The sequence below is a fragment of the Acidovorax sp. Root267 genome, from assembly GCF_001429215.1.
GTDB lineage: Bacteria > Pseudomonadota > Gammaproteobacteria > Burkholderiales > Burkholderiaceae_C > Acidovorax > Acidovorax radicis.
Window position 1 is genome coordinate 630872 of record NZ_LMJC01000001.1, and the last position, 15863, is coordinate 646734.

14 protein-coding genes are annotated in these 15863 nt (G+C 66.6%); 11 read left to right on the forward strand and 3 right to left on the reverse strand.

What is annotated here, in order from left to right; all coding sequences use genetic code 11:
• The first annotated feature begins 104 nt into the window (after positions 1 to 104).
• Positions 105 to 2228 carry a methionine--tRNA ligase gene (gene metG / locus ASE39_RS02755; RefSeq protein ID WP_057270101.1) on the forward strand — a complete coding sequence of 708 codons (2124 nt, stop codon included), beginning with the start codon at positions 105 to 107 and terminating at the stop codon, positions 2226 to 2228.
• A gap of 122 nt (positions 2229 to 2350) precedes the next feature.
• Here the strand turns inward: metG and ASE39_RS02760 are convergent, their stop codons facing one another.
• Positions 2351 to 4681: a hypothetical protein gene (locus ASE39_RS02760; RefSeq protein ID WP_082615301.1), complete on the reverse strand. Its 2331-nt coding sequence runs from the start codon at positions 4679 to 4681 to the stop codon at positions 2351 to 2353.
• A gap of 253 nt (positions 4682 to 4934) precedes the next feature.
• Positions 4935 to 5582 (reverse strand): YitT family protein, encoded by a 648-nt coding sequence (locus ASE39_RS02765; protein ID WP_057270103.1) that lies wholly within the window; start codon positions 5580 to 5582, stop codon positions 4935 to 4937.
• Between the two features lie 408 nt (positions 5583 to 5990).
• Here ASE39_RS02765 and ASE39_RS02770 point away from each other — a divergent pair, with 408 nt between their 5' ends.
• Complete coding sequence (locus ASE39_RS02770) at positions 5991 to 7658, forward strand: SulP family inorganic anion transporter (RefSeq protein ID WP_057270312.1); 1668 nt, start codon at positions 5991 to 5993, stop codon at positions 7656 to 7658.
• A 12-nt stretch (positions 7659 to 7670) separates the two neighbouring features.
• Here ASE39_RS02770 and ASE39_RS02775 read toward each other — a convergent pair whose 3' ends face one another.
• Positions 7671 to 8183 (reverse strand): hypothetical protein, encoded by a 513-nt coding sequence (locus ASE39_RS02775; protein ID WP_010463245.1) that lies wholly within the window; start codon positions 8181 to 8183, stop codon positions 7671 to 7673.
• 43 nt (positions 8184 to 8226) lie between these two features.
• Between ASE39_RS02775 and ASE39_RS02780 the strand changes: the two genes are divergently transcribed.
• The 9 genes from ASE39_RS02780 (at position 8227) to bioF (ending at position 15801) form a co-directional block, all read left to right on the forward strand.
• Positions 8227 to 8433, forward strand: coding sequence for a DUF3460 family protein (locus ASE39_RS02780; RefSeq protein ID WP_010463244.1), 207 nt, complete (start codon positions 8227 to 8229; stop codon positions 8431 to 8433).
• Between the two features lie 123 nt (positions 8434 to 8556).
• Positions 8557 to 9354, forward strand: a complete 798-nt coding sequence (locus tag ASE39_RS02785) for a ScpA family protein (protein ID WP_225584818.1) — start codon at positions 8557 to 8559, stop codon at positions 9352 to 9354.
• A gap of 67 nt (positions 9355 to 9421) precedes the next feature.
• Positions 9422 to 11041, forward strand: a complete 1620-nt coding sequence (gene nadB / locus ASE39_RS02790) for an L-aspartate oxidase (protein ID WP_057270105.1) — start codon at positions 9422 to 9424, stop codon at positions 11039 to 11041.
• On the forward strand, positions 11038 to 11673 hold the full coding sequence (queE, locus tag ASE39_RS02795; protein ID WP_057270106.1) for a 7-carboxy-7-deazaguanine synthase: 636 nt from the start codon (positions 11038 to 11040) through the stop codon (positions 11671 to 11673). The genes nadB and queE overlap by 4 nt, the downstream gene beginning before the upstream one ends.
• Before the next feature lie 26 nt (positions 11674 to 11699).
• A complete protein-coding gene (locus ASE39_RS02800) occupies positions 11700 to 12074 on the forward strand; it encodes a 6-carboxytetrahydropterin synthase (protein WP_057270107.1) in 375 nt (124 codons plus the stop codon).
• Positions 12075 to 12156: 82 nt separating this feature from the next.
• Positions 12157 to 12537 carry an aspartate 1-decarboxylase gene (panD, locus tag ASE39_RS02805; protein WP_057270108.1) on the forward strand — a complete coding sequence of 127 codons (381 nt, stop codon included), beginning with the start codon at positions 12157 to 12159 and terminating at the stop codon, positions 12535 to 12537.
• Between the two features lie 2 nt (positions 12538 to 12539).
• Entirely contained in the window at positions 12540 to 13868 is a 1329-nt protein-coding gene (gene bioA / locus ASE39_RS02810) for an adenosylmethionine--8-amino-7-oxononanoate transaminase (protein ID WP_057226447.1), read from the forward strand.
• Entirely contained in the window at positions 13865 to 14536 is a 672-nt protein-coding gene (gene bioD, locus ASE39_RS02815) for a dethiobiotin synthase (protein ID WP_010463236.1), read from the forward strand. The genes bioA and bioD overlap by 4 nt, the downstream gene beginning before the upstream one ends.
• Positions 14533 to 15801, forward strand: coding sequence for an 8-amino-7-oxononanoate synthase (gene bioF / locus ASE39_RS02820; protein ID WP_057270109.1), 1269 nt, complete (start codon positions 14533 to 14535; stop codon positions 15799 to 15801). Before bioD ends, bioF begins: the two co-directional genes overlap by 4 nt.
• The last annotated feature ends 62 nt before the right edge of the window (positions 15802 to 15863 follow it).

Here is a 15863-nt window from a genome sequence, read left to right on the forward strand (position 1 = left end):
ATTGGCACCTGGGCGACCCAACCGGGCCCACGCAGCGCCCGCAGCGGTCAAGGACACTGCCGACCGCCTAAAATCACGGGTTCCGCCTGAGAAAGCCGCTTTTCATGACGTCATCCGCCCGCAAACTCTTCGTTACCACCGCCCTGCCGTATGCCAACGGCAACTTCCACATCGGCCACATCATGGAATACATCCAGGCCGACATCTGGGTGCGGTACCAGCGAATGCAGGGCCACGCGGTGAACTTCGTGGGCGCGGACGACACCCACGGCGCGCCGATCATGATTGCCGCCGAAAAAGCAGGCAAGACGCCACAGCAGTTCGTGGCCGACATCGCCGCCGGCCGCAAGCAGTACCTTGATGGTTTTCACATCAGCTTTGACAACTGGCACAGCACCGATGCGCCCGAAAACCACGACCTGGCCCGCCAGATCTACCGTGACCTGCGCGACCGCGCGGATGGCTCGCTGATCGAGGTGCGCACCATCGAGCAGTTCTTCGACCCCGAGAAGAACATGTTCCTGCCCGACCGCTACATCAAGGGCGAGTGCCCCAAGTGCCACGCCAAGGACCAGTACGGCGACAACTGCGAGGTGTGTGGCTCGGTCTATGCCCCCACCGACCTGATCAACCCGTTCTCGGCCCTGTCGGGCGCCAAGCCCGAGCTGAAGAATTCGGAGCATTTCTTCTTCAAGCTGTCGGACCCGCGCTGCGTGGAGTTTCTGGAGAAGTGGACGCAGGACGGCAAGCTCCAGCCCGAGGTGGCCAACAAGATCAAGGAATGGTTCACCGTCCGCACCAACCCCGACGGCACACAAAGCGAAGGCCTGGGCGACTGGGACATCAGCCGCGACGCACCCTACTTCGGCATCGAGATCCCCGATGCACCGGGCAAATACTTCTACGTGTGGCTCGACGCGCCCGTGGGCTATCTGGCCTCGCTCAAGAATTGGTTCGACAAGGGCGGCCCCAAGGCCAAACATGGCGAGACGCGCACCTTCGACGAGTACATGGCCGCTGCCGACACCGAGCAGTACCACTTCATCGGCAAGGACATCGTCACCTTCCACACGCTGTTCTGGCCCGCCATGTTGCACTTCAGCGGCCGCAAGACGCCCAACAACGTGTTCGTGCACGGCTTCTTGACCGTGAACAACGGCGAGAAGATGAGCAAGAGCCGGGGGACGGGCCTGGACCCGCTCAAATACCTGAGCCTGAACATGAACGCCGAATGGCTGCGCTACTACCTGGCGGCCAAGCTGTCGGCGCGCAACGAAGACATCGACTTCAATGCCGAAGACTTCATGCTGCGCGTGAACAGCGATTTGATCGGCAAGTACGTGAACATCGCGAGCCGCGCGGCGGGCTTCCTGACCAAGCGTTTTGACGGCAAGCTGACCAGCGACTTCGGCGCCCCCGGTACGGCCCTGCTGGCCGAAGTGCGCGGTGCCAGCGGCGCCATCGCGCAGATGTACGAAACCCGCGAGTACAGCAAGGCGACGCGCGAGATCATGCAACTGGCCGACAAGGTCAACGCCTACGTGGACCAGAACAAGCCCTGGGACCTGGCCAAGGATGCCGCCAACAACGAGGCGCTGCACCAGGTGTGCTCGGTGCTCATCAACACCTTTGCGTCGCTCACGCGCTACCTGGCTCCTGTGCTGCCGGGCCTGGCCCAGGCCGTGCAAGGCTTCGTGGGTGTGGACATGCAGCAATGGGACGTGGCGGGCGACGTGCAGGCGATCACGCCCTACCAGCACCTCATGCAGCGCGTCACCCCCGAGCAGCTTGAAGCATTGTTTGAGGCCCCAGCGCAGGCAGAACAAGCGCCAGCAGCTACAGAAACCGTAGCAGCCAGTGCCCACCCCGGCGGCGAAGAGCTTGCCCCCACCATCACCATCGACGACTTCACCAAGATCGACCTGCGCATTGCGCTGATCGTGAACTGCGAAGCCGTGGAGGGATCGACCAAGCTGCTGCGCCTGACGCTGGACGTGGGCGAGGGCCGCACCCGTAACGTCTTCAGCGGCATCGCCAGCGCCTACAAGCCCGAAGACCTGATCGGCAAACACACGGTGATGGTGGCCAACCTGGCCCCGCGCAAGATGAAGTTTGGAGTGAGTGAAGGCATGGTCCTGGCCGCCAGCCATGGCGACGAAAAAGCCAACCCCGGCATCTACGTGCTCAACCCCTGGCCCGGCGCCACGCCCGGCATGCGCGTGCGGTAAAGCGCGCAGACCCAGCAGATCGGGCGGCGCCCAAGGGCACTCAGGGGCGCTGGGGGCCGCAGCAGCACCACCAGGCAATGAAGGAAGGGGCAGCACATCCACCAGCCCCGCTCCTCAAAGCATCAGTACAGGTACACCGCGCCCGCGTTGGTTCTGCTTTCGTCGATCTGGTTGCCACCAACTCCGTTCGACCCGCCGTCTTCCGTCGATGCACCCACGGCCAGCGTGGTGCCGTCACCGGATATCGCGACGCGGCCGCCGAACCGGTCCCCGGCGCCGGTGTTGGAGGCCTTCAGGTAGGTTTGCTGCGCCCACGAGCCGGCGCTGCGGCGAAACACCAGCACAGCGCCTGCATCGACTGCCGCGGTGTCGGCCTGGTCTCCATTGAATCCGCGCGCACTGCTGTTGTCCCGGTACGACGGCACCACCAGCATGTTGCCGTCGCTGGACATGGCCAGGTTGTTCCCGAAACGGTGGGGCGCGCGGGTATTGGAGGCCTTCAAATAGGCCTGTGCCTGCCAGGCGCCGCCTGCACGGATGAACACGAACACCGCTCCCGAGTTGGTGGCCAGCGTGTTGCTCGCGGGGGGCACCACGAAAACGCCAGTGTGGTTGTTGCTGTCTCCGTCCATTCCCACGGCCAGCGTATTGCCGTCGCCCGACAGCTGGACCGCCACGCCGAAGCGGTCCTGCGCCACGGGTTGCGGAGCCTTCAGGTAGGCCTGCTGCGACCACGTTCCCGCGTTGCGCTCGAACACGTAGGCCGCTCCGGCATTGGCCAGTGTGTCGTCCGCCGGATTGCTTGCGAAGGCGCTGCGCTCAAAGAAGGCCCCCACCGCCAAGGTGTCGCCCGACCCGGACACACTGAGGTAGATCCCGAAGAAATCTCCCGCCCCCGCGTTGGAGGCCTTGAGGTAGCCTTGCTGTGCCCAGCTGGTGCCTGTGCGGGTAAAGACATAGGCAGCCCCAGACGCGGAATAGGCTGCGTTGCCGTGCACTCCGGACAAGTCGCCATCCTCGTTGTAGGCGCCAACCGCCAAGGTGTTGCCGTCGTTCGAGAGGGCGACGAATGAACCGAAAAGATCGTCGGCATCCGCGTTGTTCGCCTTGATGAAGGCCTGCTGCGACCAGGATGCACCCGTGCGGGCATACACATAGACGGCACCTGAATTGCTGGCCAGGTTGTTGGTGGCCGGCATCGTCGAAAACGTGCCCTTCTGATCGCCGCTTTCGCCGTCCGCGCCGATGGCCAGCGTATTGCCGTCGGCAGACAGTGCCACGGCATTGCCAAAATAATCGTTGGCCTCGCCATTGGGGGCCGCAATGCGCGCCTGCTGCGACCACGTGGCGCCGCTCTTCGTGAAAACGTACACCGCGCCGGTGTTGCCGCCCTCGCCATAGGCCCCCACGGCCAGCGTGGTGCCGTTGCCGGACAAGGCCACACGGTTTCCGAACCGACCTTCGACCGTAGTGGTGGAAGCCTTGAAGTAGCCAACGGCACGCACCATGTCAGCAGCCACGGAGGCCGATGGGGCGCTGCACCCACCCGCGTTGCAGGCGCGCACCATGTACGTGGCATTCAGCCGCTCGTGCAACAGCCCCCGTATGGCGTAGGTCAGCCCGGTGGTAGCCGTCGAGCCGATCTGCGCGGATGCCAGCGGGCCCGGGCCGTCCGGGTCTTCGTACACCGTGTAGCTGGTGGCGCCGGGCGCCGAGGTCCAGGAAAAGACCAGTGCCTTCGTCCCATAGGCAATGCCCAGGCCACCCGGCGTGGGGGGCGCCGGCACAGGTGGGGGCGGAGGTGGCGGAGGGGGAGGCGAAGATACCGTGCGGCAAAGCACCCGCACCTGGGTCACTGGCGCCACCACAACCCCGGTGGCAGCATCCACCGTGCAAACCTGGTCCGCTGGCTGTTCGCGCACCGTCACGGCATAGGGGCTGCCGTGGGACAGCGGAGATGCAAAACTGAAAACGCCATTGGCTGCCGCCAACAGGTCCGCGGCGCCGTTGAGCCGCAAGGTCACGACGCCAAGCAGCCCCGTGATCGATCCGCTGACGGTGTAGGTATGGGTGGTGCAGGCCACCAGGATATTGGTGACCGGGCCTGCCACCACGCCCGAGCCGTTTTCCACAACGCAGGTCTGCCCGGCGGGCTGGGTCCGCACAACGATGTGATAAGCCTCGCCCTGCGAAATGCTGGTGGCATAGCTGCCGCTGGCCGTGATGGTCAGGTCCGCTCCCGTGCCATTGGCCAGGATGAGCGTGCCGACCAGCCCCGTCACGGTGCCGCCCACGGAATGTTGCGCCACGGGTGGCGGTGGTGGGGGCGCAACGGGGTCTTCGCCACCGCCACACGCCATCAGGACTCCACTCACCACCGGAAGGAACAGCCTTGCCGCCCCGGCAAGCCTTGCCCACAGCGCCTCGGCTCTGGCAGAAAAAGTTCGATACATCAGGGGTTCTCCGGGCACGTGAACGGGGTGGGCGCTTCACCCCCTCAGAAAGCGCGGGCGAATCCGGCTCCCGTGGTGCAGGTTCAGGCGGGGTGACAGGGACTCTAGTGCGGGTGGACGTGCCAACGCACCCCCACTGAAGCAGGGTTGACAGATGGAATTGAATCGCACCGGGGGTTTCGCGGGGGCTCAAAACCCCGGGGACCCGTTCACGATCTGAGGCAGGCAGCCACCGCGCTGGCGGCCCCCGCCCTCAGTGGCCCACGTAACGCCCTGGCCGGTGGCTGATCCACAAGAACCCGCTCATCACCAGCACGGCCAGCACCGAATACGCCACGCGGTCCACCGGCACCACAAACAGCGCCAGCAGCACCACGGTGCCATCGATCATCATCTGCACCTTGCCCGCGCGCATGCCATAGCGGGCCTGCAGGTACAGCGACACTACCGTGGCCCCACCGAGGCTGGAGCGGTGGCGCGCCAGAAACAGGCAGCCCGTGCCCAGCAGCAGCCCGCCCAGCAAGGATGCGAACAGCGGGTTCAGGTAGTCCACATGCATCACGTGCGGGAACAACTCGGTCAGCAGCGACAGCAGGGCCACGCAAACAAAGGTCTTGATCGTGAACTCGCGCCCCATGCGCGTCCAGGCAAACCAGTAGAACGGCAGGTTGACCACAAAAAACAGTTTGCCGAACGAGACGCCGGTGACGTAGTGCAGCAAGAATGCCACGCCCGCCGTGCCGCCCACCAGCAGCCCCGCCTGGTTGAACAGCATGAGCGCCATGGCGACAAACAGCGTGCCGGCAAACAGCGCCTGCACATCCTCGAACGCGCCGTGGCGCAGGGTGGTGGCATCGGCGGCGGCGTTGGGCTCTGCAGCGGGGACGGGGGTGTCGGTCATGGTGTGGGGGTCGGGCAATCGTCCAATCAAGCCGCACAAGGCGGGGGCCGGGAAGGCAATCGAAGATCAGCAAGCAATATGCCAGGGAGCGCGGGCGCCGCCCCTGCCTAGCAGCATGTGGGCGGGTAAATTTCTAAGCTTTTTTAGCCTCCATCGCTTATTGATATTCGATAGTTTGCTATCTATTTTGCACATCCATCGACATCCAAGCCGCCCGGCGCGGACCCCGGGAGCGGGCGCATTCGGCACGCAATGTGCTTGGTCTGCGCACAGATTCCACCCCATTGCACTCCGCACCCGGCTCACTACACTGAAGTCTGCCTCGCACTGATCCGGTTGTGGCTGCATCCCGGCGGTGCCGATGCCCTGGGCCGCCGCAGAGCCCCCGACAAGAAAGTGCCCGCCACCATGCAGTTTTCACTCGCCTTCCACCCCCGCTTGCTCGATGCGCTGCGCGGCTACGACAAGGGCCGATGGCTGGCCGATGTGGGCGCGGGGGTGACGGTGGGCATCGTGGCGCTGCCGCTGGCCATGGCGTTTGCGATTGCCAGCGGGCTCAAGCCCGAAGCGGGGTTGTGGACGGCGATCATCGCGGGCTTTCTGATCTCGGCCCTGGGGGGCACCAACGCGCAGATTGGCGGGCCGGCGGGGGCGTTCATCGTCATCGTCTACGGCATCGTCGAGCGCTATGGCGTGGCCAATTTGCTGATCTCCACGGCCTGCGCGGGCGTGCTGCTGGTGTTGCTGGGGCTCTTCAGGCTGGGCACGCTGGTGCGTTTTGTGCCGGTGAGCATCGTGATCGGCTTTACCAACGGCATTGCGGTGCTGATTGCGCTGTCGCAGGTGAAAGACTGGCTGGGGCTGTCGATTGACCGCATGCCAGGCAATTTTTTCTCGCAGGTCGGCACGGTGGCGCAGCACCTCGACAGCTTCAATCCCTATGCGTTTGGGCTGGGCGCAGCCTGTGTGGCCGGGCTGTTCCTGTGGCCCAAACTGATGATGAAAGGCTCGCCCGTGATGCAGGTGCTGGAGCGGCACACCGTGCGCAGCTTTGCGCGCGTGCCTGCGCCGGTGGTGGCCCTCGTCACGCTGAGCCTGCTGGCCTGGAGCATGGAGTTTCCGGTGGAGACGATTGGCTCGCGGTTTGGCGGCATTCCACAGGCGCTGCCGGTGTTCGAACTGCCCGATTTTTCGTGGGAGACGGTGCGGCTGCTCGTCACGCCCACACTCACCATCGCGCTGCTGGGCGCCATCGAATCGCTGCTGTGCGCCCGCGTGGCCGACCAGCTGGCCACCGATCCACACCACAAGAAACACGACCCCAATCAGGAACTGGTGGCCCAGGGCCTGGCCAACCTGGTGGTGCCGTTTTTTGGCGGCATGCCCGCCACGGGCACCATTGCACGCACGGTGACCAACATCCGCTCAGGCGCCACATCGCCCATTGCAGGCATGGTGCACGCCGCCACGCTGGCGGTGATCGTGCTGGTGGCCGCGCCGCTGGCGCTGCACATTCCACTGGCGGTGCTGGCGGGCATCCTGCTGTATGTGGCCTGGAACATGGGGGAGTGGCACGAGTTCGTGCGCCTCAAGCACTTCAGCAACCACTACCGGCTGCTCATGCTGGGCACGTTTTTCCTCACGGTGGTGTTCGACCTCACGGTGGCGGTGGAGGTGGGCCTGTTCATGGCCTGCGCGCTGTTTGTGCGGCGCATGAGCGGGCTCTTTCGCGTGGTGCGCCAGCCGGAACCTGAAGGCGCCCCGGCCCGGGGGCGGCCCACGGCCACCTGGCGCCTGCACGGCGCGCTGTTCTTCGGAGCCGCCGCCAAGATCGACCCCATCCTCCAGGCCGTGGAGGCCGGCCCGCCGGGCATGGACGTGGTGCTGGACGCGAGCGAACTGGTGGCGCTGGACACCACGGGGCTCGACGCTCTGGCCCAGATCCTCAAGGCGGTGGCCGCACGCGGCGGGCGGCTGCGCCTGGTGCACCTGCACGAGCAGCCGCGCTCGCTGATCGAGCGTTCGGGCTTTGCCGCCCGGCTGGCGGCGCAGGGGCTGGAAGACCTGCCGGTGTGATCGTCTGCGGCGCTACTTGCCGCCCTTGAACTCCGGCGCATCCAGGTCCGCGCCCGTCTGGGTGCGCAGCACCACCTGGTCGGGCCCGTAGACCACGGTGAACACCTTGGCCTGGTTCGGCGCCTCCAGGTAGCGCCAGTCGGCGTGGGTTTCCCGCTTCAATTCGTAGGGCGTGACCTTGGCGGGCTTGCCCAGCAGGCGGCGCACCTCGTCCATGCGCGTGCCGGGCACCACGCGCGCAAAGTTCTCGGGGGTGAGCACCTGGCGCAGCGCCGTCATGCGGCCGTCGCCGCCGATGGTGATCATGTAGTTGACCTGGCCTGCAGGCTGGCGGTTGTACTCCAAGGTGCGGGCACCGCCGGCTTCGTCCCACACGTTTTCGGGGGCGCCAAAGCGGTCTCGCACATCGGCCTCGGTAGAGACGCCGGGCTGCAGTTCGCTGATGCGCTGCGGGTCGCAGGCGGTGAGCGCCAGCAGGGAAAAGGCGGCGGCGGCCAAGGCAGCGGCGCGATATATCAAGGGCATAAGTCGGTCCCGGTAAAATCCGTGGCAAAGAGGTTAACAGTCCATGTCCATTTTCCGCCGCCCCGACTACCAGTCCGACACCACCCAGTTCATCAACCAGCTCAAGGCCAGCCGCCCCGAGCTGGACCAACAGCAGCAAGCAGGCCGCGCTTTGCTGTGGGACAAGAACGTGGACCGCAAGGTCTGGGGCGAATACCGCGACGGCCAGGTGCCCCAGAAGCCCTACGTCTACCAGACGAACGCTGAATAAGCATCCAATTGGCCTCCAGCGCTTAACCATCAAGCGCTGATAGCTCACTTTTCAATAGCATTCATGACCACCGCGAACGCAGCGGCCCATTCGCCCAGCGCGCCCGTGCTGGATGCGGCGGGCATGCCCGTGGTGGTCGATCAGGTGGCGCTGGCGCGCCTGTATGGCGAGCCGCTGTTTGCGCTGCCGCAGGACCTCTACATCCCGCCCGATGCGCTTGAAGTCTTCCTGGAAGCCTTTGAAGGCCCGCTCGATCTGCTGCTGTACCTGATCCGCAAGCAGAACTTCAACATCCTCGACATCCCCATGGTGGGAGTCACCAAGCAGTACCTGGCGTATGTGGACGAGATCCGCAGCCGCAACCTGGAGCTGGCGGCCGAGTACCTGCTGATGGCGGCGATGCTGATCGAGATCAAGTCGCGCATGCTGCTGCCGCCCAAAAAGCAGGCTGAAGGCGAAGAGCCCGAAGACCCGCGCGCCGAGCTGGTGCGCCGCCTGCTCGAATACGAGCAGATGAAGATGGCCGCCGCCCGCCTGGGGCAGTTGCCGCAGTACGGGCGCGACTTCCTGAAAGCCCAGGTCTACATCGAGCAAAGCCTGCAGCCACGCTTTCCGGACGTGCATGTGGTGGAGCTGCAGGACGCTTGGCGCGACATCCTGAAACGCGCCAAGCTGGTACAGCACCACCGGATCACGCGCGAGGAACTGAGCGTGCGCGAATACATGAGCATGGTGCTCAAGACGCTGCAAGGCCGCCGTTTTGTGGAGTTTGAAGAACTCTTCGAGCCTGAAAAAGGCAGCACCGTGCTGGTGGTGACCTTCATCGCCCTGCTGGAGCTGGCCAAAGAGACACTGATCGAGATCACGCAGGCCGAGGCCTTCGCACCCATCTACGTGCGCCTCGCCTACACGCCGGCCTAGGCTGGCCCCACTGTTCACCGCCCTGGCCGGTGGCCGTGGCGCTACTCCCATTCCTCACCCGCAAGCCATGGCATCCCACGACTTCGACGTTCTCATCGTAGGCAGCGGCCTCGCCGGTCTCTCGGCGGCCCTGCACCTGGCGCCCACGCACCGCGTGGCCGTGATCACCAAGCGCACGCTGCAGGATGGCTCCAGCGGCTGGGCCCAGGGTGGCATTGCCGCCGTGCTGGCCGATGACGACAGCTTTGCTGCCCACATTGAAGACACGCTGGTGGCGGGCGCGGGCCTGTGCGACCTGGCCACCACACGCTTCGTGGTGGAAAACGCACCCGCCTCCATCGCCTGGCTGCGCGAGCTGGGCGTGCCCTTCACGCTCGAAGGCGACCAGCTGCACCTGACCCGCGAAGGCGGGCACAGCGCGCGCCGCATTGCCCATGTGACCGACGCCACCGGCGCGGCCGTGCAGCGCACGCTGATCGACGTGGTGCGCGCCACGCCCGGTATCACGCTGTTCGAGCAACACACGCTGGTGGACCTGATCACCACCCGCAAGCTAGGCTTGCCCGGTAACCGCTGCCTGGGCCTGTACGCGCTCGACAGCGACACCGACGAAGTCGTCACCTTCCGCGCGCCGCAAACCATCCTGGCCACGGGCGGCGCGGGCAAGGTGTACCTGTACACCACCAACCCCGACACTGCCACGGGCGACGGCATTGCCGCCGCGTGGCGCGCAGGCTGCCGCGTGGCCAACATGGAGTTCATCCAGTTCCACCCCACGGGCCTGTACCACCCACACGAAAAGTCTTTCCTCATCAGCGAGGCGGTGCGTGGCGAAGGCGGCAGGCTGCTGTTGCCCCCCTCGGCGGGCGGCACGCGCTTCATGCTGGACCACGACCCGCGCGCCGAACTGGCCCCGCGCGACGTGGTGGCCCGAGCCATCGACTTCGAGATGAAAAAGCACGGCCTCGATTGCGTGCACCTCGACATCTCGCACCAGAGCCCCGCGTTTTTGCAGGAACACTTTCCGAACATCCTGGCCCACTGCGCCGCGCTGGGCATCGACATCACCAAAGAGCCCATCCCCGTGGTGCCCACGGCCCACTTCACTTGCGGTGGTGTGCTGACCGACCTGGCCGGCCGCACCGACCTGCCCGGCCTGTACGCCGTGGGCGAAGTGGCCTGCACCGGCCTGCACGGCGCCAACCGGCTGGCCAGCAACTCGCTGCTCGAATGCATGGTGTTCGCGCGCGCTGCGGCCCAGGCCATTGCCGCAGCGCCCACGGCCGAGCTGCCCGCCCTGCCCGCCTGGGACGACAGCCGCGTGACCGATGCCGACGAGTGCGTGGTCATCTCGCACAACTGGGACGAGCTGCGCCGCTTCATGTGGGACTACGTGGGCATCGTGCGCACCAACAAGCGCCTGGAGCGCGCTGCGCACCGCATCGCCACGCTGCAGGGCGAGATCAACGAGTTCTACGCCCACTTCCACGTCACGCGCGACCTGCTGGAGCTGCGCAACCTGGTGCAGGTGGCCGACCTCATCGTGCAGAGCGCACAGATGCGCCGCGAAAGCCGGGGCCTGCACTTCAGCCGCGACTACCCCGAGCTGGCCGCTCCCGCCGCGCCCACCATCCTGGTACCTCCGGTGGCCCGGCGCACCGCCGAGAAACCGAGCCTGCGGCCATGACCTACAGCGTCAAGGAAATCTTCTACACCCTGCAAGGTGAAGGCGGCCAGGCGGGCACACCCGCCGTGTTCTGCCGCTTTGCGGGCTGCAACCTCTGGACGGGCCGCGAGCAGGACCGCGCGCAGGCCATCTGCCAGTTCTGCGACACCGACTTTGTGGGCACCGACGGCACGCTGGGTGGCAAGTTCGAGACAGCCGCCGCATTGGCCGAGCTGATCGCTGCGCAATGGCCTGCGGGCGCGGGCCACCGGCTGGTGGTGCTGACCGGTGGCGAGCCCCTGCTGCAGGTGGACGCTGAACTCATCGACGCGCTGCACGCGCAGCAATTTCGCATCGCCGTGGAGAGCAACGGCACGGTGAAAGCGCCTGAGGGCATCGACTGGCTGTGCATCAGCCCCAAGGCCGGCGCGCCGTGGGTTCAGCGCAGCGGGCAGGAGCTGAAACTCGTGTGGCCCCAGCCGGGGTTTGACCTGCAGGCATTGGAACAAGACACGCAGTTTGCCCACCGCTTTCTCCAACCCATGGATGGCCTGCTGCAGCGCCAGAACACCGCCACCTGCATTGATGCCTGCATGGCCCACCCTGCATGGCGCCTGAGCCTGCAGACCCACAAGCTCACCGGCATCCGGTAAGCGGACCTTCTTTGTTGTCGTTGTCTATGTTGTTCACCATTTCCCAGCGGTTCTTCTTCGACGCCGCCCACACCCTGCGCCGTGAGATCGAGGCCGAAGGCAGCCGCCGCGTGCACGGCCACACCTACCACGCCGAAGTCTTTTTGAGCGGCCCACGCGACCCCGCCACCGGCATGGTGCTGGACCTGGGCCTGCTGCGCCGGGGCCTGGAGGTGGTGCGCGGGCAGCTCGACCACCACATGCTGGACGACGTGCCGGGCCTGGGCACACCCACGCTCGAGAACCTGTGCGTCTTCATCGCCCAGGCCCTGCCTTCCGAACTTCGCCCCCGCGTGAGCCGCGTGCGCGTGTGGCGCGAAGCACTGGGTGACAGCTGCGTGCTCGATTTTTCTGTCCATTGACCCTGCCGCCCGCCCCGCGTGCCTTCAAGCACTGGCGCTGTCTGCCGTCACCCTTTCAACGTCTTCATCGCAAGGAAGTCCGATGTTCCGCACCCTGCTCAAATCCAAGATCCATCGCGTCGCCGTGACCCAGTGCGAGCTGCATTACGAGGGCTCCTGCGCCATCGACGAGGACCTGCTCGACGCTGCCAACATTGCCGAAAACGAGCAAATCCACATCTGGAACATCAACAATGGCGAACGGTTTGTCACCTACGCCATCAAGGGCCAGCGCGGCAGCGGGATGGTCTCGGTGAACGGCTCGGCCGCGCGCCGCGCATCCGCAGGCGACCTGATCATCATCGCGGCCTTCGCCCAGGTGCATGAGGACCAGGTGCCCACCCACCAGCCCCAGCTGGTGTTTGTGGACGACCACAACCGCCAGACCGAACTGCGCCACGCCGTGCCCACCCAAGTGGTCTGAACATGCAGCCCACGCACGACGGGCTCGTGGCCCGCAGCCTCGCCAGCGTCTGGCACCCCTGCACGCAGATGAAGCGGCACGAGGCCCAGCCCCCCGTGGCCATCGCCCGCGCGCAGGGCCCGTGGCTGTACGGCACCGACGGCCGGCGCTACCTGGATGGCATCAGCTCCTGGTGGGTCAACCTGTTCGGCCACAGCCACCCGCACATCCAGGCTGCGCTGGTGGACCAGTTGGGCCGGCTCGACCACGTGATGCTCGCGGGCTTCACGCACGCGCCGGTGGTGGAGCTTTCCGAGCGCCTGGCTGCGCTCACCGGCCTGGGCCACGCGTTCTACGGCAGCGACGGCGCGGCGGCCACCGAGATCGCGCTGAAGATGAGCGCACACTACTGGCGCAACACAGGGCGCCCCGCCAAAAGCCGCTTCGTGGGCCTGGCTGGGGGCTACCACGGCGAGACGGTGGGCGCGCTGGCCGTGACCGACATCGCCATCTTCCGCGAGGCCTATGCCCCGCTGGTGCGCCTGGCCGACACCGTGCCCAGCCCTGATGCACGCGGCGCCGGGCCGGGCGAGAACGCTGAAGATGTGGCACGGCGCGCCATTGCCGCGCTGGAAATCTGGCTGGCCGAGCACCACGAAACCACGGCCGCACTCATCGTCGAACCGCTGGTGCAGTGCGCCGCCGGCATGGCCATGCACAGCCCCGAATACCTGCGCCTGGCGCGCGCGCTGTGCAGCCGCTACGAGGTGCATCTGGTGGTGGACGAGATCGCCGTCGGCTTTGGCCGCACCGGCACGATGTTCGCGCACCAGCAGGCGGGCGTCCGGCCGGATTTCATTTGTCTGTCCAAAGGACTCACGGGCGGCACGCTGCCCCTGTCGGCCGTGCTGACCACCGATGGGGTGTACGCCGCGTTCTACGACGACGATGTGGCGCGGGGCTTTCTGCATTCGCACTCGTACACAGGCAACCCGCTGGCCTGCCGCGCGGCGCTGGCCACGTTGGAACTGTTCGACGAGCTCGATGCCCTGAACGCCAACGCGACCCTGGCCCTGCGCCTCGACGCCGCCTGTGCGCCTCTCACCCACCATCCGCGCGTGCGCCATGCGCGCCGTCTGGGGATGATCTGGGCCTGGGACATTGATACGGCAGCCCCCGACTTTGCACGCCGCTACCACCAGCACGCCATGGCGCGTGGGCTGGTGCTGCGGCCTATTGGAAATACGTTGTATGCCATGCCACCCTATGCGCTGGATGAAGAGGCCGTGCAGTGCCTTGCCAGCGGTGCGCTCGACGCACTGAACGCCACCCTGCAGGAGGAGAACCCATGATTGGATGTTTTGTCACCGGTACCGACACAGGCGTCGGCAAGACGCTGGTGTCCACCGGCCTGCTGCACGCCCTCGCGCCGCACCACCGCCGCGTGGTCGGCATGAAGCCCGTGGCGGCCGGCGTGGTGCCCTGGGGCGAGGACTGGGCCAGCGAGGACGCCATCGCACTGCGCTCGGCCTCCACCCTGGCCGTCGCACCCGAGCTGGACAACCCCGTGCTGCTGCTCGACCCGCTCTCGCCCCACATCGCGGCAGAACGCGCCGGGGTGCAGATCGACATCGCCGCCATCGTGCGCAGCTACCAGGCTCTGGCCGCGCAGGCCGATGCGGTGGTGGTGGAGGGCGCGGGGGGCTTTCATGTGCCGCTGACCAACACCCAGACCGGCGCCGACCTGGCCCAGGCCCTGGCGCTGCCGGTGGTGCTGGTGGTGGGCCTGCGCCTGGGCTGCCTCAACCACGCGCTGCTCACGGCCGAAGCCATTCGCACGCGCGGCCTCACCCTGGCCGGTTGGGTGGCCAACCGTGTGGACCCCGAGATGGAGGCCGCCGACGAGAACATCGCCTACCTGCGTGCGCGCCTGGGCGCACCGCTGCTGGCCGAGGTGCCTTACCAGGACCTGCCCGATGCGCGCAGCCTGGTGTTTGAGCTCCCTGGAGAATGGCTATGACGCAGGAATTCCACCCCACATCCTGGCTCGACGAGATTCCGGGGCACCTGGCCGACATCGAGCGCGCGCACCTGCTGCGCCGCCGCCGCGTGGTGGTGCCCGCCGAGGGTGCCCGCCTGTTGGTGGACGGCCAGCCCATGCTGGCCTTTTGCAGCAACGACTACCTGGGCTTGGCCAGCCACCCAGCGCTGGCCGAGGCTGCCCGCGACGCCACGCACACCTTTGGCGTGGGCTCCGGCGGCTCGCCCCTGGTCAGCGGCCACAGCGCCGCCAACGATGCGCTCGAGCACGACCTGGCCACCTTCGTGCAACTGCCCCGTGCGCTGTACTTCTACGCGGGCTATGCCACCAACACCGGCATCATCCCGGCGCTGGTGGGCGCTGACGATGCGCTGTTTTCCGACGCGCTCAACCACGCCTGCCTGATCGACGGCGCACGCCTGTCGCGCGCCACCATCCACCGTTACCCGCATGCCGACCTGGCAGCCCTGGAGGCTGCGCTCGCCGCCAGCCCCGCCCGGCGCAAGCTGGTGGTCAGCGATGCCGTCTTCAGCATGGATGGCGATCTGATCGACATCCCGGCACTGCTGGGACTGTGCGAGCGCCACGACGCACTGCTGCTGCTGGACGACGCCCATGGTTTTGGCGTGCTGGGCCCCCAAGGGCGCGGCAGCCTCGCGCAGGCGGGCCTGACGGGCGCCACGGCATCGCGCCGGGTGCTCTACATGGCCACGCTGGGCAAGGCAGCGGGCGTGGCTGGCGCCTTTGTAGCGGGAGATGCTGCAATCATTGAATGGCTGCTGCAGAAAACCCGCACCTACATCTTTGCCACGGCCGCGCCACCCCTGCTGGCGAGCGCGTTGCGCAAAAGCCTGGAGCTGATCGCGGCGGCAGACGACCTGCGGGAGGGGCTGCGCCAGCGCATCGCCCAATTGCGCGAAGGCCTGGCCGCGCTGCCCCCGGAACTGGGCTGGCACCTGCTGCCGTCCCACACGGCGGTGCAGGCACTCGTGATCGGCAGCAACGAAGCAGCCCTGGCCGTGATGGAAAGCCTGTGCCGCCAAGGCCTGTGGGTGCCGGCCATCCGCCCGCCCACGGTGCCCGTGGGCACGGCCCGGTTGCGCATTGCGCTGTCGGCCGCCCACACGGCGGCCGATGTGGACGAGTTGCTGGCCGCGCTGGCAACCCATGCGGCCGACTGTGTGGCGGCTCGCCCACAAAAAACCGCAGGCACCAGCATGGCGCCTGCGGCCGCTACAGCCTGACTATGGCCTGCACATCGCCTGAAGGCTCAGCCGGCCTCTGGAAACCAGGAGGTCGGCTGAGC

Bases quoted from the DNA above. Each gene is read 5' to 3' on its own strand.
- metG (WP_057270101.1), top strand. From the start codon at position 105: ATGACGTCATCCGCCCGCAAACTCTTCGTTACCACCGCCCTGCCGTAT.
- ASE39_RS02760 (WP_082615301.1), bottom strand. From the start codon at position 4,681: ATGTATCGAACTTTTTCTGCCAGAGCCGAGGCGCTGTGGGCAAGGCTT.
- ASE39_RS02765 (WP_057270103.1), bottom strand. From the start codon at position 5,582: ATGACCGACACCCCCGTCCCCGCTGCAGAGCCCAACGCCGCCGCCGAT.
- ASE39_RS02770 (WP_057270312.1), top strand. From the start codon at position 5,991: ATGCAGTTTTCACTCGCCTTCCACCCCCGCTTGCTCGATGCGCTGCGC.
- ASE39_RS02775 (WP_010463245.1), bottom strand. From the start codon at position 8,183: ATGCCCTTGATATATCGCGCCGCTGCCTTGGCCGCCGCCGCCTTTTCC.
- ASE39_RS02780 (WP_010463244.1), top strand. From the start codon at position 8,227: ATGTCCATTTTCCGCCGCCCCGACTACCAGTCCGACACCACCCAGTTC.
- ASE39_RS02785 (WP_225584818.1), top strand. From the start codon at position 8,557: ATGCCCGTGGTGGTCGATCAGGTGGCGCTGGCGCGCCTGTATGGCGAG.
- nadB (WP_057270105.1), top strand. From the start codon at position 9,422: ATGGCATCCCACGACTTCGACGTTCTCATCGTAGGCAGCGGCCTCGCC.
- queE (WP_057270106.1), top strand. From the start codon at position 11,038: ATGACCTACAGCGTCAAGGAAATCTTCTACACCCTGCAAGGTGAAGGC.
- ASE39_RS02800 (WP_057270107.1), top strand. From the start codon at position 11,700: ATGTTGTTCACCATTTCCCAGCGGTTCTTCTTCGACGCCGCCCACACC.
- panD (WP_057270108.1), top strand. From the start codon at position 12,157: ATGTTCCGCACCCTGCTCAAATCCAAGATCCATCGCGTCGCCGTGACC.
- bioA (WP_057226447.1), top strand. From the start codon at position 12,540: ATGCAGCCCACGCACGACGGGCTCGTGGCCCGCAGCCTCGCCAGCGTC.
- bioD (WP_010463236.1), top strand. From the start codon at position 13,865: ATGATTGGATGTTTTGTCACCGGTACCGACACAGGCGTCGGCAAGACG.
- bioF (WP_057270109.1), top strand. From the start codon at position 14,533: ATGACGCAGGAATTCCACCCCACATCCTGGCTCGACGAGATTCCGGGG.